This is a genomic window from Streptomyces sp. NPDC004266, from assembly GCF_042874095.1.
Taxonomy (GTDB): domain Bacteria; phylum Actinomycetota; class Actinomycetes; order Streptomycetales; family Streptomycetaceae; genus Streptomyces.
On sequence record NZ_JBIAMM010000002.1, the window covers coordinates 355,386 to 375,734 of the forward strand.

The 20,349-nt window shown below is 74.2% G+C and carries 16 protein-coding genes and 1 pseudogene; 9 read left to right on the forward strand and 8 right to left on the reverse strand.

Features of this window, described 5'->3' with window-relative positions:
• Window positions 1–71: 71 nt before the first annotated feature.
• Both ACFYUZ_RS06385 and ACFYUZ_RS06390 read left to right on the forward strand, forming a co-directional pair.
• A pseudogene (locus tag ACFYUZ_RS06385) lies at window positions 72–464 on the forward strand (pyridoxamine 5'-phosphate oxidase family protein); the annotation flags it as partial.
• 360 nt (window positions 465–824) lie between these two features.
• Window positions 825–1,841 (forward strand): phosphotransferase, encoded by a 1,017-nt coding sequence (locus ACFYUZ_RS06390; RefSeq protein ID WP_389306723.1) that lies wholly within the window; start codon window positions 825–827, stop codon window positions 1,839–1,841.
• A gap of 27 nt (window positions 1,842–1,868) precedes the next feature.
• Here ACFYUZ_RS06390 and ACFYUZ_RS06395 read toward each other — a convergent pair whose 3' ends face one another.
• A complete protein-coding gene (locus ACFYUZ_RS06395) occupies window positions 1,869–3,461 on the reverse strand; it encodes a protein kinase (RefSeq protein WP_389306724.1) in 1,593 nt (530 codons plus the stop codon).
• A 276-nt stretch (window positions 3,462–3,737) separates the two neighbouring features.
• Here ACFYUZ_RS06395 and ACFYUZ_RS06400 point away from each other — a divergent pair, with 276 nt between their 5' ends.
• The 6 genes from ACFYUZ_RS06400 to ACFYUZ_RS06425 all read left to right on the forward strand — a co-directional run bounded on the left by ACFYUZ_RS06400 (window position 3,738) and on the right by ACFYUZ_RS06425 (window position 11,403).
• Entirely contained in the window at window positions 3,738–5,375 is a 1,638-nt protein-coding gene (locus ACFYUZ_RS06400; protein ID WP_389306725.1) for a protein kinase, read from the forward strand.
• Window positions 5,376–5,484: 109 nt separating this feature from the next.
• Window positions 5,485–6,210 (forward strand): hypothetical protein, encoded by a 726-nt coding sequence (locus ACFYUZ_RS06405; protein WP_389306726.1) that lies wholly within the window; start codon window positions 5,485–5,487, stop codon window positions 6,208–6,210.
• Window positions 6,211–6,306: 96 nt separating this feature from the next.
• The gene (locus ACFYUZ_RS06410; RefSeq protein WP_389306727.1) at window positions 6,307–7,026 is read left to right on the forward strand and encodes a helix-turn-helix transcriptional regulator; all 720 of its coding nucleotides are present in this window, start codon (window positions 6,307–6,309) and stop codon (window positions 7,024–7,026) included.
• A gap of 138 nt (window positions 7,027–7,164) precedes the next feature.
• Complete coding sequence (locus tag ACFYUZ_RS06415) at window positions 7,165–7,899, forward strand: ABC transporter ATP-binding protein (RefSeq protein WP_389306729.1); 735 nt, start codon at window positions 7,165–7,167, stop codon at window positions 7,897–7,899.
• Window positions 7,896–10,760: an ABC transporter permease gene (locus ACFYUZ_RS06420; RefSeq protein ID WP_389306731.1), complete on the forward strand. Its 2,865-nt coding sequence runs from the start codon at window positions 7,896–7,898 to the stop codon at window positions 10,758–10,760. The genes ACFYUZ_RS06415 and ACFYUZ_RS06420 overlap by 4 nt, the downstream gene beginning before the upstream one ends.
• A 97-nt stretch (window positions 10,761–10,857) precedes the next feature.
• Entirely contained in the window at window positions 10,858–11,403 is a 546-nt protein-coding gene (locus ACFYUZ_RS06425; protein WP_389306732.1) for a bacterial proteasome activator family protein, read from the forward strand.
• A gap of 84 nt (window positions 11,404–11,487) precedes the next feature.
• On the opposite strand, the gene ACFYUZ_RS06430 is transcribed toward ACFYUZ_RS06425, so the two are convergent.
• The 7 genes from ACFYUZ_RS06430 to pdhA form a co-directional block, all read right to left on the reverse strand.
• Complete coding sequence (locus ACFYUZ_RS06430) at window positions 11,488–12,474, reverse strand: NAD(P)H-quinone oxidoreductase (protein ID WP_389306733.1); 987 nt, start codon at window positions 12,472–12,474, stop codon at window positions 11,488–11,490.
• A gap of 58 nt (window positions 12,475–12,532) precedes the next feature.
• Complete coding sequence (locus ACFYUZ_RS06435; RefSeq protein WP_389307022.1) at window positions 12,533–13,594, reverse strand: potassium channel family protein; 1,062 nt, start codon at window positions 13,592–13,594, stop codon at window positions 12,533–12,535.
• Window positions 13,595–13,614: 20 nt separating this feature from the next.
• On the reverse strand, window positions 13,615–14,922 hold the full coding sequence (locus ACFYUZ_RS06440; protein WP_389306734.1) for a molybdopterin molybdotransferase MoeA: 1,308 nt from the start codon (window positions 14,920–14,922) through the stop codon (window positions 13,615–13,617).
• Window positions 14,919–15,773, reverse strand: coding sequence for an NTP transferase domain-containing protein (locus ACFYUZ_RS06445; RefSeq protein WP_389306735.1), 855 nt, complete (start codon window positions 15,771–15,773; stop codon window positions 14,919–14,921). The genes ACFYUZ_RS06440 and ACFYUZ_RS06445 overlap by 4 nt, the downstream gene beginning before the upstream one ends.
• 171 nt (window positions 15,774–15,944) lie before the next feature.
• Entirely contained in the window at window positions 15,945–17,366 is a 1,422-nt protein-coding gene (locus ACFYUZ_RS06450; protein ID WP_389306737.1) for a dihydrolipoamide acetyltransferase family protein, read from the reverse strand.
• Window positions 17,366–18,412: an alpha-ketoacid dehydrogenase subunit beta gene (locus tag ACFYUZ_RS06455; RefSeq protein ID WP_389306738.1), complete on the reverse strand. Its 1,047-nt coding sequence runs from the start codon at window positions 18,410–18,412 to the stop codon at window positions 17,366–17,368. Before ACFYUZ_RS06455 ends, ACFYUZ_RS06450 begins: the two co-directional genes overlap by 1 nt.
• The gene (gene pdhA / locus ACFYUZ_RS06460; RefSeq protein ID WP_389307023.1) at window positions 18,412–19,569 is read right to left on the reverse strand and encodes a pyruvate dehydrogenase (acetyl-transferring) E1 component subunit alpha; all 1,158 of its coding nucleotides are present in this window, start codon (window positions 19,567–19,569) and stop codon (window positions 18,412–18,414) included. The genes ACFYUZ_RS06455 and pdhA overlap by 1 nt, the downstream gene beginning before the upstream one ends.
• Before the next feature lie 192 nt (window positions 19,570–19,761).
• Here pdhA and ACFYUZ_RS06465 point away from each other — a divergent pair, with 192 nt between their 5' ends.
• On the forward strand, window positions 19,762–20,286 hold the full coding sequence (locus ACFYUZ_RS06465) for an Lrp/AsnC family transcriptional regulator (protein WP_389307024.1): 525 nt from the start codon (window positions 19,762–19,764) through the stop codon (window positions 20,284–20,286).
• The last annotated feature ends 63 nt before the right edge of the window (window positions 20,287–20,349 follow it).

The following is a 20,349-nucleotide window of genomic DNA, read 5'->3' on the forward strand; positions in this document are numbered from 1 at the left end:
GACCTACGGCCCCTCGAACCGGGGCAGGGGCCCCTTTTCCGACACGGCGCCGGTGGCGGAGAGTGGAGGCCATGTCCACCGACGAGATCCGCGCCATCGAACTGCTGGGCCGTGTGTCGTACGGCCGGGTGGCGACGAGCATGCGGGCGATGCCGTTCGTCGCCCCCGCCCGCCACGTCGTGGCCGACGGCCGCGTCCTGCTCCGGATGCACCGGGGCCTCGGCTACCACCGCGCCTGCAACGGCAGCGTGGTGGCGTACGGCGCGGACAACTGCGACTCCGGCGCCGAGCACATCTGGTCCGTGCAGTTCACGGGCACGGCGGAGATCGTCGAGCCGACCGCGGAGGAGCTGGCGGCCTTCGGCCCCGAGCCCGTGCGGGTGGACGGCGAGCCCTTCTCCCCGGTGTTCATGCGGATCGAGCCGCAGTTCGTGACGGTCCACGAGCTGGACTACAGGGAGGACGCGGGAGCCGGGGCGCGGGCCGTGAGCCCTGCTGGGGCCCTCACGGAGGGCCCGACGCGGGAGGCGGCCGAGGACGGCCCCGAGACCCCTTCGGAGCCCGCTGCAGGGGCGTCCGGCGGGGCGCCCGGCGAGAGGCCTTCCGAGGCCGGGCCCGAGGCCGGTCCTCAGGGCCGCCCCGAGACCGCCCCCGAAGCCGGCTCCGATCCCCGCACCGGAATCGGCTCCGATCGCCGTGAAGTCGGCTCCGGCCCCCGTGAAGCCGGCTCCGCCCCCCGTCCCGAGACCGTTCCCGAGGCCGGTACCGACCCCCGCACCTTGGAGCGACGCCTCCACCACGCAGCGTGATCTAACATCTGCGGAGTGCCGCGCTCATCTGCACCCCACGCTCCGCCCGTCCGCCCCCTCCTGCGTCGCTACACGGACGTGGGCGAGCCCCTCTCCTGCGTCCCCGTGACCGAGGGACTGCTCAACCGCGGCTACCGGCTCTCCACCACCCGCGGGGCGTACTTCCTCAAGCAGCACCTGGACGCCCCCACCTCGGACCGGGCCACCATCACCCGCCAGCACCGCGCCACCCAGCGCTTACACGCCCTCGGCCTGCCCGTGGCGCCGCCGCTCCCCGACAGCCGGGGCCGCACGGTCGCCCTCCTCGGCGGCCACTGCTACGCCCTGCACCCCTGGGTCGACGGCCGCCACCGCGACGGCGCCCAGCTCTCCACCGGCTGCTCCCGCCGCCTCGGCACCCTCCTCGGCCGCGTCCACACCTGCCTGGAGCAGGTCATGGAGTCCCCGCCGCCGGGCGGCGAACACGAGAGCGCCCGCCCCGAGGACACCTTCCGGGCCATCGAGGAGCTGCTCCGTCTCGCCCGCGCACACCGCCCCCGCGACAGCTTCGACGCGCTCGCCGAGCACCGGCTCAGGGAGCGGCGCAGGCTGCTCGCGCAGCACGCCCACCACCGGCCGCCGCCCGCCTCCGCCGCCGGCTGGGTGCACGGGGACTTCCACCCGCTGAACCTGCTGTACCGGGGCGCGGAGCCCGCCGCGATCGTCGACTGGGACCGGCTCGGGGTCCGCCCCAGGGCCGAGGAGGCGGTCAGGGCCGCCGCGATCTTCTTCGTACGGCCGGAGGGGGAGCTGGCCCTGGAGAAGGTGCGGGCGTACGCGCGCGCGTACCGGCGGGCGACGGGCGCGGACGGCGCCGAGCTGGCCGCGGCGGCGCACCGGGTGTGGTGGGAGCGGCTCAACGACTTCTGGACCCTGCGCTGGCGCTACCAGCTGCACGACCGGCGGGCCGACCCGCAGTTTCCCGCGGTGTCGGCCCTGGCGGTCTGGTGGACGCGGGAGTACGCGGCGGTCCGCGACGCCTTCGCCGGCTGAGCGGGGCGCCGGCGGGCCCGGCAGCCGTCAGCCGGTCTCGGTGCCCGTGCCCGGCGGCGGGGTGTCCGGGTTGCCGTTGCCACCGGAGGAGTCGTCCGTCGCCCCGCCCGTCGGCTCCGTCGGCGTATCGGTCGTCGGCTCGCCCGTCGTCTCCGTCGGCTTGTCCGTCGGCGTGGTCGGCGGCGTGGTCGTCGGCTGCGTCGGCGCCTCGGTCGTCGGCTCGCCCGTGGGCCAGGTCGGCTCGTACGTCGTCGGCGGGTTCCACGGCTGCTGCGTCTCGCCGCCGGTCGACGTGCCCGAGTCCTGGGTGGGCTCCTGGGTGGGCTCCTCCGAGGGGGTGGGCTCCTGGGAGGCGGTGGACGGCGTGCTGCTGACGGTCGTCGGCGTCTTCACCTCGCCGCCCGGGCCGCCCGCCTTGTTGACCGCGTACGCGACACCCGCGACGACCGCGATCAGCGCGAGCGCGGCGAGCAGCCACGCCTTGCCCCGGCCGCCGCCGCCGTTCTGCGCGCCGTACCCGTCCTGGCCGTAGCCGCCGGTGGCGCCGTCGTAGCCGCCGTCGTTCGGGTTCATCGGCGGAAGGATCGGGCCCTGCGCGGTCTCGCCGTGCACGGGGTGCCCCATCGCGGTCGTCGCGGCCATGCCGCCGACCGGGGTGTGCCCGCCTTCGTACATCTCGACCGGCCCGGTGTTCCACGTGCCGGTGTACCCGCCCTGCTGCTGGAGCATCGACAGGCCGTACTGGATCAGCCCGCGCATCTCCTCGGCGCTCTGGAACCGGTCGTCCGGGTCCTTCGCGAGCGAGCGCATCACCAGGCCGTCGAGCTCCGGCGGCACGGACCCGGTCACCTCGGACGGCGGGACCGGCGCGTCCTGCACGTGCTGGTACACGACGGACAGCGGCGTCTCACCGGTGAAGGGGGGCCGCAGCGCGAGGAGCTCGTAGAGCAGGCAGCCCGTCGCGTACAGGTCGGAGCGGTGGTCGACCGCCTTGCCGAGCGCCTGCTCGGGGGAGAGGTACTGCGGGGTGCCCATGACCATGCCGGTCTGGGTCATCGTCGACTGCGCGCCGTGCAGGGCGCGCGCGATGCCGAAGTCCATGACCTTCACCGCACCGCTGTGCGTGATGATCACGTTCGCCGGCTTGATGTCGCGGTGCACGATGCCGTGCTGGTGCGAGTAGGCCAGCGCCTCCAGGACGCCGGAGACGATGATGAGCGCCTGCTCGGGACCGGGGGCCTCGGCGCTGAGCAGCAGGTCGCGGATGGTGCGGCCCTCGACCAGCTCCATCACGATGTACGGCACGGGCCGGCCGCCGACGAGGTCCTCGCCGGAGTCGTACACGGCGACGATCGCGTGGTGGTTGAGTCCGGCGACGGACTGTGCCTCGCGGGTGAAGCGGGCCTTGGAGACCGGGTCCTCGGCGAGATCGGCGCGCAGCAGCTTGACGGCCACGGTGCGGCCGAGCCGTACGTCCTCGGCGGCGAAGACCTCCGCCATGCCGCCCCTGCCCAGACGGTGCGTCAGGCGGTAGCGGCCGTCGCCGACGACGCCGCCCTCGCCCCACGATTCCGCCGACGCGTCCGGCACACCGCCACCTGCTCCGGATTCGGGTGCCATCAGTCCTCGCCGTCGTCTGTCGTGCCGTGTCCAGTCGTCACGCTACAGGCTCCGTACGACACCACGGTCCGAGATGGACCGGCCATCAAACCCTCTCGACGTACACCTGTGCAAATTCGTCGGGTTTCCCCCGGCCGTGCGGAGACGCTCCCTGTGCGGAGGGTCACGGAACGGGTACCGAACCGGGGCGCGGCTTGACGTGTCACTGCCCTGCGGCAGACTTGCGCCAGGAAATTCCGGATCAACGCCGCCACGCGCGCGTAGGGGGAAGCACAGATGAGCCAGGACGGCGCACAGGGCCGCTACGCGGGCGGTTCGGTCGCGGGCGGCCGGTACCAGCTGCGCGACCTTCTCGGCGAGGGCGGCATGGCGTCGGTCTACCTGGCCTACGACAGCGCCCTCGACCGGCAGGTCGCCATCAAGACGCTGCACACCGAGCTCGGCCGGGAGCAGTCCTTCCGCGAGCGGTTCCGGCGCGAGGCGCAGGCCGTCGCGAAGCTGTCGCACACGAACATCGTCTCGGTCTTCGACACCGGCGAGGACACCCTCGACGGCGCCGTCATGCCGTACATCGTCATGGAGTACGTGGAGGGGCAGCCGCTCGGCTCGGTCCTCGCCGCGGACGTCCAGCAGTACGGCGCGATGCCGGCCGACAAGGCGCTGAAGGTCACGGCCGACGTGCTGGCCGCGCTCGAGGTCAGCCACGAGATGGGCCTGGTCCACCGTGACATCAAGCCGGGCAACGTGATGACCACCAAGCGCGGTGTGGTCAAGGTCATGGACTTCGGCATCGCGCGGGCCATGCAGTCCGGGGTCACCTCGATGACGCAGACCGGCATGGTCGTCGGCACCCCCCAGTACCTCTCCCCCGAGCAGGCCCTCGGCCGCGCGGTGGACGCCCGCTCCGACCTTTATTCGGTCGGCATCATGCTCTTCCAGCTGCTGACGGGCCGTCTCCCCTTCGACGCCGACTCGCCGCTCGCCATCGCCTACGCGCACGTGCAGGAGGAGCCGGTCGCCCCGTCCTCCGTCAACCGCTCGGTGACGCCGGCGATGGACGCGCTCGTCGCCCGCGCGCTGCGGAAGAACCCGAACGAGCGGTTCCCGAGCGCGGCCGCCATGCGCGACGAGTGCCTCCGGGTCCTGGCCGCCGGCCAGACCGGTGCGCCGATGATCGTCCAGGGCGGTCAGGTCAGCAGCGGCGCGGGCGTCTCCTCGGCGGTCTTCCCGCCCGTCGGCCAGACCCCGCCGCCGACCCCGCACCCCGGCGTGCAGCAGCCCTACCTGCCGCCGACGCCGCAGCCCGGCCCGTACGGCCCCACGACCCCCGCGCCCGCCCCGGCGTACGGCTACCCGCAGCAGGCGCCGACGCCCGCGCCGTACGCGCCCACCCCGGCCCCCGCGCCGTACGCCCCGACGCCGGCGCCCATGCCCGCTCCCGTCGCGACCGGCGGCTCGGGCTCCCGCCGGAACACCCCGGTCCTCGTCGGCGCCGTCGCCGTCGCGCTGCTCGCGATCGGCGGCCTGCTCGTCGCGCTCAACATGAACAAGGACGAGGACCCGCAGGCCGGCGGCACCGGCGGCACGGAGACGCAGCAGAGCCAGACGGCGGCGCCCGGCCACAAGGGCCCCGACCTGACCAAGACCATCGACACGAAGAAGTGCACGCAGCCTTCGGAGTCGCAGGACGACCCCGCCAAGTTCGAGGTCCCCAACTTCACCTACAAGAACATCCAGTCGGTGAAGGCGTGCGTCCAGGCGGCGGGCTGGAAGATCATGACGCAGACCCCGGTGGACGAGGCCACGTACGGCGAGGGCACGGTCCTGGAGCAGTACCCGCCGGCCGGCGAGGACATCACGGACGAGGGCGCCGAGTTCACCCTCAAGATCTCGACGGGCAACCCGCCGCAGTAGTCCCGGAGCCGCCGTACACCCCCTGGCCCCGTCCCGGATGCCGGAACGAATCGGGCATGTGACGCTGAGTCGGACGTCTCCGCGCCTCGGTACGGGAGGGGGTCACCCGGTGACTCCAGCACTCCGCAGGGCACGCGCGCGGGCTCTCCGCCCCGCGCTCACCTGCGTGTTCACCTGCGCCTACGCCTTCTACGCCACGCCCTTCGCGTACACGGCGCAGGGCCCCGGCACCTCGATGGGCAGCGTGGTCCCGCCGGCGGCGAACCCGTCCTCCGCCACGCCCTCCTCGACCGCCCCGCCGGGCTCGCCCTCCCCGTCCGCCTCCCCACCCGTGTCCCCCTCGGCTTCTCCGAGTGGTGACGGGGGGACCCGCGCGCCCGTCTCCCCGGCGCCCGCGCCCACCGGAGCGGGAGCGCCGTCCTCCCCGCCGGCGCCGAGCGCCGAGCCCTCCGACGCCCCCGCCCCCAGCCGATCCGCCTCCCTCGCGGGGCGGCCCGCGGGCGAGGGGAGGGCCCGCCCCGGGCGCCCCGCGTCCGCCGGACCCGCCGCCTCGGCGAGCGCCAGGACGTCGCCGCCCCGCCCCTCTCGTACCGAAACCGCTACAACCTCGCGCGAGCACGAGGCCGCCGAGGAGACGAGCGAAGCGGTACGCGAGGGGGACCCGCTGCCGCCCGAGGCGGCGCCCGCCAGCCTGCCCGCCGCGGCCCCCGGGCTGGCGGGCGAGGCCTCCTCCCCCCTCGTCGACCAGCGGATTCCCGTGCTCACCCTGGGCGTGGGGCTGGCCCTGATGGGGTGCGGGATCGGCTTCCTCGGGCTCCGGATGCGCCGCCGCTGACCCCGCCGGGGCGGCCGGGGTCCCCCTTGAGTCGGACCTCCCGCTTCCCCCTCAGGACGGTTGTCCGTCGCGACATACCCGGTATACATACTGAGTATGTCGATCCGCCACGGGCTCCTCGCCCTCCTCGAACGCGGCCCTCGCTACGGCTCCCAGCTCCGTACGGAGTTCGAGTCCCGCACCGGCTCCACCTGGCCGCTCAACGTCGGCCAGGTCTACACGACCCTCAACCGGCTCGAGCGCGACGGCATGGTCGCCCAGGGCGGCGAGGACGCGGCCGGGCACACGCTCTACACGATCACCGACACCGGCCGGGCCGAGCTCAGGACCTGGTTCGAGAAGCCGGTGGACCGCACCAGCCCCGCCCGCGACGAGCTGGCCATCAAGCTCGCCATGGCCGTGGGCGCGCCCGGCGTCGACATCCGCGACGTCATCCAGTCCCAGCGCCGGCACACCGTGAAGGCGATGCAGGACTACACCCGGCTCAAGGCGCGGGCCCTGCTCGCCGTCGAGGGCGGCGGGGCCCGGGAGCGGGACGACGTGGCCTGGCTGCTCGTCCTGGAACAGCTGATCTTCCAGACCGAGGCCGAGGCCCGCTGGCTGGACCACTGCGAGTCCCGGCTGATCCGCCTGTCGGCGATGGCGACCGCGGGGAGCCCGGCGACCGCGCCCACGGACCCGACGGCCCCGGTCACCCCGGTCGCTCCGACGGTCCCGGCGGTCGCGAGCGTCCCGGCCTCCCCGGCGGTCTCCGGCGCCCCGGCGGGCCCGGGCGCCCCGAGTGCACCGACCGCCCCGGGGGCTCCGGCCTCCTAACGCCCTTCGACCACCGGTACGCCCGGGCCGCGTCGACCGCACCCTCGCGCCCCTGCCGTACCGCTGACGCACCACCTTCCACCGCACGCTCCCGTACCCGGCCCGTCCGCCGCGTACGGCCAACGGGGGGACCCCTCCATGTCGACACAGCAGCCCGTGCTGCAACTGCAGAACCTGACCCGCGTCCACGGCGCGGGCGCCACCGAGGTGCACGCCCTGCGCGGCATCGACCTCGCCGTGTACCCCGGCGAACTCGTCGCCGTCATGGGCCCGTCGGGCTCCGGAAAGTCCACGCTGCTCACCATCGCCGGCGGCCTGGACGCCCCCAGCTCGGGCCGGGTGATCGTCGAGGACACCGACATCACCACCGCGAGCGTCAAGGAGCTCGCGGCCCTGCGCCGCCGCAGCATCGGTTACGTCTTCCAGGACTACAACCTCATCCCGGCCCTGACCGCCGCCGAGAACGTCGCCCTGCCCCGCGAGCTGGACGGGACCTCCGCCCGCAAGGCGCGCGTCGAGGCCGTCGCCGCCCTGGAGGAGATGGGGCTCGGCCACCTCGCCGACCGCTTCCCCGACGAGATGTCCGGCGGCCAGCAGCAGCGCGTCGCCATCGCCCGCGCCCTCGTCGGCGACCGCCGGCTGGTCCTCGCCGACGAGCCGACCGGCGCCCTGGACTCCGAGACCGGCGAGTCCGTCCTCGCCCTGCTCCGTTCCCGCTGCGACGCGGGCGCCGCCGGTGTCCTCGTCACCCACGAGCCGCGGTTCGCCGCCTGGGCCGACCGGGTCGTGTTCCTGCGGGACGGCGCCATCGTCGACCAGACCGTGCGCAGCGAGGCGGATTCGCTCCTGTCGGGTCAGGTGGCCGACGCGTGAAGACCTGGTTCCACTCCTGGCGGGCCGCGATCCGCATAGCCCGCCGCGACGCCTGGCGCTCCAAGGGCCGCAGCGCCCTCGTCCTCGCGATGATCGCGCTGCCCATCCTGGGTGTCAGCGCCCTCGACCTGACCTACCGCAGCTCCGAACTGTCGCCCGCCGAGCGGGTGGAGCGGGAGATCGGCGCCGCCGACGCGCGTTTCAAGGACGCCGACGTCACCGGTGTCCCGATCTTCCAGGACCCGACCGGCGAGATGCACACGACGGTCAAGGACTACGAGAACGAGCCGTGGCCGAGCGGCCCCACGGACGTCACCAGGACGTTCCCGGCGGGCTCCACGGTCCTCACGGACACCACCGGTTCGGCCAAACTGACGACGGCCCACGGTCTGCTCATGACCGAGGTGCGTGAGCTCAAGGCGTCCGATCCGGTCGCCCGCGGCATCATGACGCTCCTGGAGGGGCGCTTCCCCGAGAAGGGCGACGAGGTCATGGCGACCGCGCACTTCCTGGAGAGCAGCGGTCTGTCGGTCGGCTCCACCCTTTCCGCCCGCAACTTCGAACGTCCGTACCGGATCGTCGGCTCGTACGAACTTCCCAACACGCTCGACCTGGATCAGGTCAACGCGCTGCCGGGAACCTTCCTCGCCCCGTACGCAAAGGCGGTCGAGAAGGCCGGCCTGCCGGCGCCCGACACCTCCGTCTCGTACCTGGTGCGCGCCTCCGGTGGTTTCACGTGGAACAGCGTGAAGGAGATCAACACCAAGGGCGTCGCCGTCTTCTCCCGCGCCGTTGTCCTCGACCCGCCCGCCAAGTCCGAGATCCCGCTCTTCCAGAAGGACGGCTGGGGCGACTACGAGTCCAGCGCGGGGGCCGATGCCGCCGAGCTCGCCTCCCTCGTCACTGTCGTCGGCCTGGCGATGCTGGAGATCTGCCTGCTCGCCGGACCCGCCTTCGCGGTCGGCGCCCGCCGCTCGCGCCGCCAGCTGGGCCTGGTCGGGGCCAACGGCGGTGCCCGCAGCCACATCCGGGCGATCGTGCTCAGCGGTGGCCTGGTCATCGGCGTCGCCGCCGCCGTCACCGGCACCGTCCTCGCCGTGATCCTGACGCTGCTGCTCCAGCCGGTCCTCGAAGGCACCATGGGCCAGCGGTTCGGGGCCTTCGACATCCGGCCCCTGGAAATCCTCGGCATCGCGCTGCTCGCGGTCCTGACCGGTCTGCTCGCCGCGATCGTCCCGGCCGTCACCGCCTCCCGGCAGACCGTCCTCGCCTCGCTCACCGGCCGGCGCGGGATCCGCCGCAGCAGCCGGGTCCTGCCCCTGATCGGTCTGGGCGCCCTCCTGCTCGGCGGCGCGGTCGCCCTCTTCGGTTCGGTGGTCTCCCAGCAGGTCACCCTGGTGGCCGCTGGCTCCGCCCTCGCCGAACTGGGTGTCGTCGCCATGACCCCGGCCCTGGTGGGCCTGTTCGGGCGGACCGGCCGCTGGCTGCCGCTCTCCCCGCGCCTCGCGCTGCGGGACGCCGTCCGCAACCGGGGTCGTACGGCACCCGCCGTCGCCGCCGTCCTCGCCGCCGTCGCGGGCACGGTCGCCGTCACCACGTACATGGCCAGCCGCGAGGCCCAGAACAGGGCCGCGTACGAGGCCTCCCTGCCGTACGGCGTCGCCGCGGCCTTCGTCCAGGAGGAGGGCGGCCGGGACGTCCCCGCCGTCCGGGACGCGGTCCAGCGCGCCTTCCCCGTCGACGTCCGCGCCGACGTCGGGCGCGTCTCGGTCGGCAAGCCCGGCTGCCCGCCCTGGGGCGGCGACGCGGGCTGCGGACGCTACGAGGTCCTGATCCCCAGGGCGAACGAGTGCCCGATGTACGCGTCCGGCCCGGGCGACAGCGACCCCTCGGAGAAGTTCACGCCCGCTGAGCGCCGGAAGATGCTCACCGAGGACTGGCGCTGCAAGGACTCCTCCAGCAGCGGCATGTACATCACGGACGGCGGCCTCGTCATCGGCGACGCCAAGCTGCTCCAGGTCCTCGGCGTCGACGCCCCCGCGACCGTGAAGGCCCTCGCCGACGGGAAGGTCGTCACCTTCAACCGCACCCTGGTCGACGCGAAGGGCACCGTCGGCATCAAGCAGATCACCGACATCGCCGCCGCCGACAAGGCCTCCGAGCAGGGCCGCCCCGCCCCCGGCAAGGTCAGCTCCCTGCCCGCCTACCTGGTGCCCGGCGACCAGAAGTCGTACGGCGTCCAGGCACTCATGACCCCCGCCACCGCCAAGGCCGCCGGCCTCTCGACGGTGCCGATGGGCCTCTACGTCAGCACCGACCGGCTCCCGGACGGCGACCAGCGCCAGAAGCTCGACGGCGACCTCGCCAAGCTGGGCAGCAATGTCGAGCTGCACCTGGAGGAGGGCTTCGTCAACGAGTACGGCATCGTCCTGCTCTCGCTGGCCATCTTCGCGGGCCTGGTCACCATCGGTGCCGCCGGCATCGCCACCGGCCTCGCCCAGGCCGACGCCGAGGCCGATCTGAAGACGCTCGCCGCCGTGGGCGCCCCGCCCCGGGTCCGCCGCACCCTCAGCGGTTTCCAGTGCGGAGTCGTCGCCGCGATGGGCGTGGTCCTCGGCTCGGCCGCGGGTCTGCTGCCCGCCGTCGGGCTCCGGCTCACCGAGGAGCGCGACCAGATCCGCTTCTACGAGCAGAACGTCGCCGAGGGCTGGAGCGGCGACCTCACGCCGCCCCACGTGCCGATCGTCATCCCCTGGGAGACGCTGGCCGGCCTGCTCGTCGCCGTCCCGCTCGGCGCCGCGCTCCTGGCGGCCCTGGTGACCCGCTCGCGCGGTGCGCTGGCCCGCCGCGCGGCGACCTGACGGTCTTCGTTCCCGTCCTGTGCCCCTGTACGAGGGTGGATCACCCTCGTACAGGGGCACACCCTGTGGTGACGCATGTGTACGAGAGAATGGCGGCATGGAGATGCCGAGGAATGACAGGTCGCAGGAGAGCCCCCAGGTCCTCATCGTGGGACAGGACGGGATGGCGCTCGGCGGCACTCAGGGCGACGACGAACCCCGCGAGGTCCCGGTGACGGAAATGGTCGAGCAGCCTGCGAAGGTCATGCGGATCGGCAGCATGATCAAGCAGCTCCTTGAGGAAGTACGGGCGGCCCCTCTGGACGAGGCGAGCCGGGTCAGGCTGAAGGACATCCACGCCAGCTCCGTGAAGGAGCTGGAGGACGGGCTCGCGCCCGAACTGGTCGAGGAGCTGGAGCGGCTCTCCCTGCCGTTCACGGACGAGGCGATCCCCTCCGAGGCGGAGCTGCGCATCGCGCAGGCGCAGCTGGTGGGCTGGCTCGAGGGCCTGTTCCACGGCATCCAGACGGCCCTGTTCGCCCAGCAGATGGCGGCCCGCGCGCAGCTGGAGCAGATGCGCCGCGCACTGCCTCCGGGGGCGTCCCACGACGATGACGACGACCAGGGCCACGGGCACGCGGTGCGCTCGGGACCGTACCTGTAGGTCGCGTCCGTACGCGAGGAGGGGCCCGGCACACGAGGTGTGCCGGGCCCCTCCTCGCGTGTGCGGGTCAGGCGTGCGCGCGGGTCAGGCGTGCGGCGTGATCAGCAGCACCTTGCCGACGTGACGGCCGTCCTCCAGAGCCCGGTGCCCCTCGGCGGCCTCCGGCATCGGCAGCGTCCGGTCGACGACCGGCCGGACCGTGCCCGCACCGACCAGCGGCCAGACGTGCTCCCTCACGGCCGCGACGATCGCCGCCTTCTCCTGCGCCGGACGGGACCGCAGCGTCGTCGCCAGGACGGCGGCGCGCTTCGCGAGCAGCGCCCCGAGGTTCAACTCGCCCTTCACCCCGCCCTGGAGGCCGATGACGACCAGCCGGCCGTTCACCGCCAGCGCCTTCACGTTCCGCTCCAGGTACTTGGCGCCCACGATGTCCAGGATGACGTCCGCGCCCGCTCCGTCCGTCGCCTTCGCCAGCTCCTCGACGAAGTCCTGCTCGCGGTAGTCGATGAGGATGTCCGCGCCCAGCTCGGCGCAGCGCGCCAGCTTCTCGGGACCGCCGGCGGTGACCGCGACCCGCGCGCCGACCGCCTTCGCCAGCTGGATCGCCATCGTGCCGATCCCGCTCGCGCCGCCGTGCACGAGCAGCGTCTCACCGGGCCGCAGGTGCGCGAGCATGAAGACGTTGGACCAGACCGTGCACGCGACCTCGGGGAGCGCGGCGGCCGTGGTCAGGTCGACGCCCTCCGGGACGGGCAGCAGCTGGCCGGCCGGGACCACGACCTTCTCCGCGTAGCCGCCGCCGGCGAGCAGCGCGCACACCTCGTCGCCGACGGCCCAGCCGGACACCCCGGGGCCGAGCGCGGCGATCCGGCCCGCGCACTCCAGTCCGGGGTACGGAGAGCTGCCCGGCGGCGGGTCGTAGAAGCCCTGCCGCTGGAGCAGATCGGCGCGGTTGACCGCGCTGGCCGCCACCTCGACGAGCACCTCGCCCTCGCCGGGTACGGGATCGGCCACCTCGGCCCAGACGAGCGCCTCGGGACCGCCGGGTTCCGGAATCGTGATCGCATACATGGCGGCGAGGCTACTCGTCCGGCGGGCCTGTCCTCCGGCGAGTCGGCGCTCCGGCGGGTCAGTCCTCCGGCGGCGTGGAGAGCGGGGCCACCGGCGCGGCGCGCACGATGGTGATCACCCGGTCGGTGAGCTGGAGCGGGCTGGCCGCGGGGTCGTCGTAACCGAGGAGCCGGTGGCCGCGGAGCACGCTCACCACCAGGTCGCCGGTGTCCCGCACGCTCTTGCCGGCCTCGCTCTTGGTCACCGGCCGTTCCACGAGGTCGAGGCCCGAGCCCTGCTGGATGAGGTCCTCCATGACCGTGCCCGCGCTGGGGCTCAGCACGGACAGTCCGAGGAGGCGGCCGGCGGCGCTGGCGCTGGTGATGACCGCGTCCGCGCCGGACTGACGGAGCAGCGGCGCGTTCTCCTCCTCGCGGACGGCCGCGACGATCTTCGCGCCCCGGTTGAGCTGGCGCGCCGTGAGGGTGACCAGGACCGCCGTGTCGTCGCGCTGGGTGGCGATGACGATCTGCCGGGCCCGCTGCACCTCGGCGCGGAGCAGCACGTCGCTGCGGGTCGCGTCGCCGATGACGCCGACGAACCCGTCCGCGTTCGCCGTCTCGATCACCTTCGTGGAGGGGTCGACGATGACGATCTGGTCCTTGCGGAGCCCGGTCGCGCAGAGGGTCTGGATCGCGGACCGCCCCTTCGTACCGAAACCGACGATGACGGTGTGGTCGCGCAAGGTGGACCTCCAGCGGTTCAGCCGGAACTCCTCCCGGGTCCGTTCGGTGAGGACCTCGAGAGTGGTGCCGACCAGGATGATCAGGAAGAGCACGCGCAGGGGCGTGACCAGCAGGATGTTGGCGAGCCGCGCCGAGTCGCTGTACGGGACGATGTCGCCGTATCCGGTGGTGGAGAGCGTCACGGTCGCGTAGTAGACGCTGTCGAGGAAGTCGAGCTTCTCGTCGGCGTTGTCGTGGTAGCCGTCGCGGTCGACGTAGACGATGAGAACCGTCAGGACCAGCACGCCGAGCGCCATGAGCAGCCGTTTGCCGACCTGGCGCAGCGGCCTCTCGACGACCCTGCGGGGCAGCTGGACCCGTGGGCCCGAGACCCGTTCCTCCGCGTTGCGGGCCATCACGTCACGACTGGGAAGTTTCACGTGAAACACGCTCCTTGGGCCGGTACGGCGCCCGACGTCGGCGGCCAGGGAAGGTCGAGGACGTCCAGCTCCTGGCCGGACCGGGCGCCGCCGGGCGGGACGACGGCCATGCCGTCCGCGACGGCGATGCCCCGGAGCATGGCGGGCCCGTTGTAGCGCAGCGGAACGAGCCGCTCGCCCCGGCGGACGACCGGGACGAGCCGGGTGTCATGGGGATGCCCGTGCACCTCGTCCAGGACGGGGGCGCGGCCCTCGGCGGGAGAGGTGCCGCCCAGGGCGGCGAGGAGCGGCTCGGCGAGCGTGAGGAGCCCGGAGACGGCGGCGAGCGGGTTGCCGGGCAGGCCGACGAGGTGGCGGCCGCCGCCCAGGGCCGCGAGGAGCATCGGATGGCCGGGGCGGACCTTCACCCCGTCGACCAGGAGCGTGGCGCCCGCCTTGTCGAGGACGCGGTGAAGGTGGTCGACGGGTCCGGCGGCGGTGCCCCCGGTGGTGACGACCAGATCGGCGGCGGAGCCGGTGACGGCCGCGTACAGCTCCTCGGCGTCGTCTCCGATCCGCCGGGTGCCGAGCACCTCGGCGCCGAGCGCCGCGAGCCAGGGGCCGAGCATCGGGCCGAGGGCGTCACGGATGAGCCCCTCGTGGGGGAGACCAGCCGTGAGCAGCTCGTCGCCGAGGACGAGGACCTCCACCCGGGGACGCGGCGGCACGGGCAGCTCGTCGTAGCCGGCGGCCGCGGCGAGGCCCAGCACGGCGGGGGTCACGGCGGTGCCGGCGGGCAGCAGCTCGTCGCCGGACCGGCACTCCTGGCCCCGGGGCCTGATGTCCTGCCCGGAGACCACCTCGCGCAGCGCGTGCATCAGAAGGCCCGGCCCGGGAAGGGACCCGTCCCGCTCCGTGCGGGAGTGCTCGGCGCGGATGACGGCGGTGGTCCCGGACGGAACGGGGGCGCCGGTGGCGATCCGTACGGCCTCGCCGACGGTCAGGGCGGCGACGGGCGCGTGACCTGCGAGGACGGGGGTCTCCGCGCGGACCCTCCAGGGGCCCGGGCCCGCGACGGCCCAGCCGTCCATGGCGGAGGTGTCGAAGGAGGGCAGGTCGGTGAGGGCGAGGAGCGGCTCGGCCAGGACCTGGCCGAGCGCCTGCCCGAGCGGGCGGCGCCGCGGCCCCCGGCCGGCCCGTGCGGCGCTCCCGGCGCGGGCGGCGGCGGCCCTGGCCTCGGGCCAGGCGGTGGCCCGGTGCGGCGGGCCGGCCTTCGTGCCTGCGGCGGTTCCGGGGGCCACGGGAAGGGGCTCCTTCGAAGTCATCCGGTCTCGTCCTGCTCGGCGGCCCAACGCTGCGCGAGCGCCGCGGCCTTGCGGGCGGCCTCGGCGACGGCCTCCGGCCCTCCCTCGGCACCCGCGCGGGCGGCCGCGTAGCCGACCAGGAAGGTGGTCAGGGGCGCGGCGGGGCGGGCCACGCCGTGGGCGGCGTCACGGGCGAGGTCGAGCAGCACGCCGGTGTCGACGTCCAATTCGATGCCCAGTTCGTCCTTGACTGCGGTGATCCATTCATCCAGCACGGTCCCATGCTCCCTGATGCGGGCCCGGGCCGTGGCGATGTCCTCCCAGGTGTCGCAGTCGAAGGAGGTCAGGGGGGCCGCGGCGACCCGGGTGAGGTGCAGTCCCCCGGTGAGGAGACGCAGCGGACCGCCTGCGAGGGTGCCCCGCCGGCCGGTGATGAGATCCAGTTCACGTAGGAGCGGGGCACGGCGGTAGGCGGCGACGAGCGGCTGGTCCCGCCCCTCGGCGTCGGTGAGGAGCGCGGCCTCGGCTCCGGGGGTCGCGTCGAGCGCGTCGAGGAGGCGCCGGACGGCGGTCCCGTGCAGGAAGGGCAGGTCGGCGGAGAGGACGAGGAGGACGTCGGCCCCGGTCTCCCGGACGCCGGCGCCGAGCGCGGCCAGCGGTCCGCCGCCGGGCGGGTCCTCCCTGGTCCAGCGGACGGGGCGGGCGGTCGGGCGGGGGGCCGCGACGACCACGGTCCGGCCGGCGTCGGGACAGGCCGCGAGCACCCGGTCGAGAAGGGTCCGGCCCCCGACCCGTACCCCTGGCTTGTCGGAGCCGCCGAGGCGCCGGGCGGCGCCCCCGGCGAGCACGACGGCGTCGTATGCGGTGGTCACCCCAGCAGTATGGGCCGCCCGGGCCCACCGCCGACGGGGCCGTCTCCCTTGCTGAGACGGGCCGCAGCGAGGCGGGCCCGCGCGAACGACCGCACGGCCGACCGGGCCCACCGGCGGCCGGTGCGCACCGGGCGGCCGCACCGGGTGGGGGTCCGGTGCGGCCGTTCCCGGTCAGACCGTGCGGAGCAGGACGGCAGGCTGCTCGACGCAGTCCGCCACGTACCGCAGGAAGCCGCCCGCCGTGCCGCCGTCGCAGACGCGGTGGTCGAAGGTGAGCGAGAGCTGCACCACCTGACGGACCGCCAGTTCGCCCTGGTGGACCCAGGGCTTGGGGATGATCCGGCCGACACCGAGCATGGCGGCCTCGGGGTGGTTGATGATCGGCGTGGAGCCGTCGACCCCGAACACCCCGTAGTTGTTCAGGGTGAACGTGCCGCCGGTCAGATCGGCCGGGGTGATCGCCCCCTGCCGGGCCGCCTCCGTCAGCCGGGCGAACTCCTCCGTCAGCGACTCGGCCGTCCTGCTCCCCGCGTCCTTGACCACGGGGACGACGAGCCCGCGCGGGGTCTGGGCCGCGAAGCCGAGGTGCACGGACGGCAGCCGGACGATCTCCCGGGCGGCCGTGTCCACCGTGGAGTTGAGCTCGGGGAACCGGGCCAGGGCGTGGACGCAGATGCGCGCGAGGAGCGCGAGCAGCGAGATCTTCGGCCCGCCGGCCGCGTTCATCGCCGCCCGTGCCGCCATCAGCTCGGTCGCGTCGGCGTCGACCCAGCAGGTCGCGTCGGGGATCTCCGTACGGCTGCGGGACAGCTTGTCCGCCACCGCGCCACGGACCCCGCGCAGCGGAACCCGCTCGCCGGCCGTCGCGACGGGCGCCACGGCGGCGCCGGGTGCGGACGCCGGGGCGGCGGCCGGCCGCTCCAGGACCGCGAGGGCCCGCTCCACGTCGGCCCGCAGGATCAGCCCCTCGGGCCCGGATCCGCGCACCTCCCGCAGATCGAGGCCCCGGTCGCGGGCCAGCTTCCGCACGAGCGGCGAGATGACGGGCACCGGTCCCGCGTGCCCTCCGGCGACCGGAGCGGCGACCGGAGCCGCCGGAGCGGCCACAGGAGTCCGGGCGGCGTCCGGGGCCCGTCCCGCGACCGGCGCCGGAGCGGCCGTCTGCGCCGGGGCGGTCGCCGGGTTCGTGTGCCGCACCCGGCGGCGGCGGGCGGCGGGCCCGGCCGTGCCGTAGCCGACGAGCACATTGCCCGAGTACTCCGAGGAGACGGCCGACTCGGCGTCGGCCCGGCCCTCCGTGGGGGCCGCTCCCGGAGCGGCCTCCGCGAGCTCCTCCGGAGCTCCCGTGCCGCCGACGGCGACCGTCAGGAGCGGTGCGCCGACGGGCAGTTCGGTGCCCTCCTCGCCGTACCGGGCGGTGACGACACCGCCGTACGGACAGGGCACCTCCACCATGGCCTTGGCCGTCTCGACCTCGACGACCGGCTGGTCGATGGCGACGACGTCGCCGACGGCGACCAGCCAGCGCACGATCTCGGCCTCGGTGAGGCCCTCGCCGAGGTCGGGCAGCTTGAACTCCAGGACCTGTGCCATCAGCTGCCCGCCTCCCACTGCAGTCGCGCCACCGCGTCCAGGACCCGGTCCACGCCCGGCAGATGGTGCCGCTCCAGCATCGGCGGCGGGTACGGGATGTCGAAGCCCGCGACCCGCAGCACCGGCGCCTCCAGGTGGTGGAAGCACCGCTCGGTCACGCGCGCGGCGATCTCCGCGCCGGGGCCGCCGAAGCCGGTCGACTCGTGGACGACGACCGCGCGGCCGGTGCGACGCACCGAGGCGCAGACGGTCTCGTCGTCGAACGGCACGAGCGAGCGCAGGTCGACGACCTCCAGGTCCCAGCCCTCGGCCTGGGCGGCCTCCGCCGCCTCCAGGCAGACCGGCAGCGAGGGGCCGTAGGTGATCAGGGTGGCCCCGGTGCCCCGGCGCCGCACGACGGCCTTGCCGATCGGCTCGACGGGCGCGGGCTCCTCGGGGGACCAGTCGGACTTGGACCAGTAGAGCCGCTTGGGCTCCAGGAAGATCACCGGGTCGTCGGAGGCGATGGCCGCGCGCAGCAGCCCGTAGGCGTCCTCGACGGTGGCCGGGGTGACGACGTGCAGTCCCGGCGTGGCCGTGTAGTAGGCCTCGGAGGAGTCGCTGTGGTGCTCGACGCCGCCGATCCCGCCGCCGTACGGGACGCGGATGACGATCGGCATCGGCATCGCGCCGCGGGTGCGGTTCCGCATCTTCGCCACGTGCGAGAGCAGCTGCTCGAAGGCCGGGTACGCGAACGCGTCGAACTGCATCTCCACGACCGGCCGCAGGCCGTACATGGCCATGCCGACGGCCGCGCCGAGGATGCCCGCCTCGGCCAGCGGGGTGTCCGTACACCGGTCCTCGCCGAACTCCTTGGCGAGTCCGTCGGTGACCCGGAAGACGCCGCCGAGGGTACCGACGTCCTCGCCCATCACATGGACGGTCGGGTCCTCGGCCATCGCGTCGCGCATGGCGCGCTGGAGCGCCTGCGCCATCGTGGCGGGCTTCGGCTTCGCGGCGTTCCCGCCGGCCTTGGCCGCGGTGGGGCCGGTCGTCGCGGTCGTCATCACGCCTCACCCTCGGCTTCGAGCTCGGCGCGCAGCTGCGCCGCCTGTTCGCGCAGCTGTGTCGTCTGCTCCGCGTAGACGTGGGAGAAGAGCTCCATCGGGTCGAGCACCGGGTCGGCGTTCATCCGTTCGCGCAGCTCCGCCGCCATCGTCTCGGCGGCCTCGGCCGCCGCACGCCTGCCGTCCTCGTCGAGCAGGCCACGCTCCGTCAGTTCCCGTTCGAGGATGAGGATCGGGTCGTGCGCCCGCCAGGCCTCGACCTCGTCGGCCGTGCGGTAGCGGGTGGCGTCGTCGGCGTTGGTGTGGGCGTCGATCCGGTAGGTGACCGCCTCGACGAGGGTGGGGCCGCCGCCGCGCCGCGCGCGGGCCACGGCCTCGGTGAGCACCTGGTGGACGGCGACCGCGTCGTTCCCGTCGACGAGCCGGCCCGGCATGCCGTATCCGACGGCCTTGTGGGCGAGGGAGGGGGCCGCGGTCTGCTTGGCGAGCGGCACGGAGATCGCGAAGCCGTTGTTCTGCACGAGGAAGACCACGGGGGCCTGCCAGACGGCGGCGAAGTTCAGCGCCTCGTGGAAGTCGCCCTCGCTGGTGCCGCCGTCGCCGACCATGGCCAGGGCCACGACGTCGTCGCCCTTGAGGCGGGCGGCGTGGGCGAGGCCCACGGCGTGCGGCAGCTGGGTGGCGAGGGGCGTGCAGAGCGGCGCGATGCGGTGCTCGTGCGGGTCGTACCCGGTGTGCCAGTCGCCGCGCAGCAGGGTGAGGGCCTGGACGGGGTCGAGGCCCCGGGCGACGGCCGCCAGGGTGTCGCGGTACGAGGGGAAGAGCCAGTCCCGCTCCTCCAGGGCGAGGGCGGCGGCGATCTCGCACGCCTCCTGGCCGGTGGTGGACGGGTACACGGCGAGCCGGCCCTGCTTGGTGAGGGCGGTGGCCTGGGTGTTGTACCGGCGGCCGCGGATCAGCTCCGCGTAGAGCCGGAGCAGCAGCGCGGGGTCGGCGTCGGCCACGGCGTCCGTGCCGAGCACGCGCAGCGGCTCGGCCTCCGGCAGCAGCGGGGCGGGGTCGGTACGCGGCCGCCACGTCGGCGGGGTGTGCCGGTCGGCGGGGACGGCACCGGGCGGCTCTTGGACTGTCGAACTGCGCTGTTGCAACGAGTCCACCTCCTCATGGGAGCGGGCATAAGACCCGAAGGCGGGTGGCGCGAGTGTGGCGCGCCTCACCTACCGATTGTTCGGTCGTGGAGGCATTTTGGCTACAGGCACCTCCAGCCTGTGGACAAACGGTTCTCCACAGCCTGGGATAAGGGCAGGTCGTCCACCGGAGAGAGGCGGGGGCACATGGCGGATGAACAAATGGCCGACGACTGGGAGCAGGTCGTCGCCCCGGCGCCGACGGCGGGGCCCACGGGGTCTCCGGCGCGCCCGCTGGACGCCATCGACCGCGACATCCTCCGCATCCTGCAGACGGACGGCCGCGCCTCGATCCGCTCCGTGGCCGAGCGGGTGCACGTCTCCCGGGCCAACGCGTACGCGCGGATCAACCGGCTCATCGACGACGGGGTGATCCGCGGCTTCAGCGCCCGCGTCAACCACGAGCGGGCGGGGCACGGAGCCTCCGCCTACATCACGCTCAAGATCGTCCAGAACTCCTGGCGGACCGTGCGCGAACAGCTCCAGGCCCTGCCGGGAGCCGCGCACATCGCCCTGGTCAGCGGCGATTTCGACGTCCTGCTGCTCGTCCACACCCCCGACAACCGGACCCTGCGCGAGCTGGTGCTCACCAAGCTCCAGTCGATCCCGGAGGTGCTCTCGACCCGGACCCTGCTGGTCTTCGAGGAGACGGACCTCGACCCGGACCACCGCACCCCGGGCCGCTGACCCCGCCGCCACGCCCGCGGTGGGCCGTACGGGGGAGCGGCGGGGCCGCGGGCCCGGCACGGA

Coding starts and splice junctions, on each gene's coding strand:
- ACFYUZ_RS06395 (WP_389306724.1), bottom strand. CDS start 3,461: ATGGCACCCGAATCCGGAGCAGGTGGCGGTGTGCCGGACGCGTCGGCG.
- ACFYUZ_RS06400 (WP_389306725.1), top strand. CDS start 3,738: ATGAGCCAGGACGGCGCACAGGGCCGCTACGCGGGCGGTTCGGTCGCG.
- ACFYUZ_RS06410 (WP_389306727.1), top strand. CDS start 6,307: ATGTCGATCCGCCACGGGCTCCTCGCCCTCCTCGAACGCGGCCCTCGC.
- ACFYUZ_RS06415 (WP_389306729.1), top strand. CDS start 7,165: ATGTCGACACAGCAGCCCGTGCTGCAACTGCAGAACCTGACCCGCGTC.
- ACFYUZ_RS06425 (WP_389306732.1), top strand. CDS start 10,858: ATGGAGATGCCGAGGAATGACAGGTCGCAGGAGAGCCCCCAGGTCCTC.
- ACFYUZ_RS06430 (WP_389306733.1), bottom strand. CDS start 12,474: ATGTATGCGATCACGATTCCGGAACCCGGCGGTCCCGAGGCGCTCGTC.
- ACFYUZ_RS06435 (WP_389307022.1), bottom strand. CDS start 13,594: ATGGCCCGCAACGCGGAGGAACGGGTCTCGGGCCCACGGGTCCAGCTG.
- ACFYUZ_RS06440 (WP_389306734.1), bottom strand. CDS start 14,922: ATGACTTCGAAGGAGCCCCTTCCCGTGGCCCCCGGAACCGCCGCAGGC.
- ACFYUZ_RS06450 (WP_389306737.1), bottom strand. CDS start 17,366: ATGGCACAGGTCCTGGAGTTCAAGCTGCCCGACCTCGGCGAGGGCCTC.
- ACFYUZ_RS06455 (WP_389306738.1), bottom strand. CDS start 18,412: ATGACGACCGCGACGACCGGCCCCACCGCGGCCAAGGCCGGCGGGAAC.
- ACFYUZ_RS06465 (WP_389307024.1), top strand. CDS start 19,762: ATGGCCGACGACTGGGAGCAGGTCGTCGCCCCGGCGCCGACGGCGGGG.